This window comes from Parafrankia sp. FMc2 (assembly GCF_041008525.1).
Classification (GTDB): domain Bacteria; phylum Actinomycetota; class Actinomycetes; order Frankiales; family Frankiaceae; genus Parafrankia.
This window is the reverse complement of record NZ_JBFLUG010000430.1, coordinates 1-1035: the sequence shown is the minus strand read 5'-3', so window position 1 is coordinate 1035 and position 1035 is coordinate 1. Positions and strand designations below refer to the sequence as shown.

Annotated in this window: 1 protein-coding gene; it reads left to right on the top strand. The window is 57.6% G+C overall.

Translation table 11 applies throughout. From position 1 onward, the window contains the following. The first annotated feature begins 585 nt into the window (after positions 1–585). Entirely contained in the window at positions 586–912 is a 327-nt protein-coding gene (locus AB1460_RS37745) for an SDR family NAD(P)-dependent oxidoreductase (RefSeq protein WP_368967372.1), read from the top strand. The last annotated feature ends 123 nt before the right edge of the window (positions 913–1035 follow it).

Genomic DNA, 1035 nt, shown 5'->3' with positions numbered 1-1035 from the left:
CCAACGCCGCATCTCGCGGATGCATACCCCTGTCCACTGCGTTCAACGCAAGTAGCCGGACATCCTCCAGCATGCGTCGAGGAATGCGAGAACCGGACCCTTGTTCCATGATTCAATTATCTCACGATATTCTCAGAATCTCGACGCCGACCGACCAACGCTCCGATAACTTAGTTTCTAGTTAGTAAAGGAAAGGGTTCCAACGATTCCAGATCTGACGTCCACCACATACCGACGCCCTCTGGTCCATACTGCCGATGGAACCCGCACGAGATCTCGCCCCCTCCGCTTCGCCGTTAGCACCACACCCATGATGGCGCATCCGCCGGACGTAAATCGATACCCCCTCCACATCTCCATTCCTTGCCTATAAGCAAGCAGCGCGAGGGCCGAGCCGACCGCCCCCTGAGGCCTACAGCGAGTGCTAGAGTCGTAAATTCGAATCCTAGTAACACAGTGTCGCCAGAGACTGCGGAGAGTCACTGAGGTCTGCGACCAGACGTCGCCACTAGTCCCATTAACAAGATCCTGCGGACATTAACAAGATCCTGCGGACACCCGAACCATCCGCGGAAGGAGATTTCGATGGTCAGTGCCGGGGATCACGAGCTAGTGGCTGTGGTGACGGGCGGCGCGAGTGGAATCGGTAGGGCTACCGCAGGACTTCTGGCTGCGCGGGGTGCTACGGTGATCAGTCTCGATCATACTCATCGACCGGATGACCCCAGCGAGCCCGCGGCCGGCAAGGTGGCCAGGATCGCGTTCGACGTCCGAGAATGGAACAATCTCACTCCACTGTTGGACGATCTTGAAAGTCGCGGGTTCTCCGCAACGGCTCTGGTTAACAACGCCGCAATTCTCGACCTAGGACCCGCGATTGATCTGGAAGTCGATCGCCTGAGGTTAGTGTAACTGGTCAGGTCTTGTAGATCGTTTATTTTTCGATCCCCGGCCGACTGGGACGGTTTGATGGCTTGGCGGTCCTGAGGTGTTGGTGTGGCGTGGTTGATCGGGTCGTAGGGTCCGGGTGTGTCC

Coding starts and splice junctions, on each gene's coding strand:
- AB1460_RS37745 (WP_368967372.1), top strand. CDS start 586: ATGGTCAGTGCCGGGGATCACGAGCTAGTGGCTGTGGTGACGGGCGGC.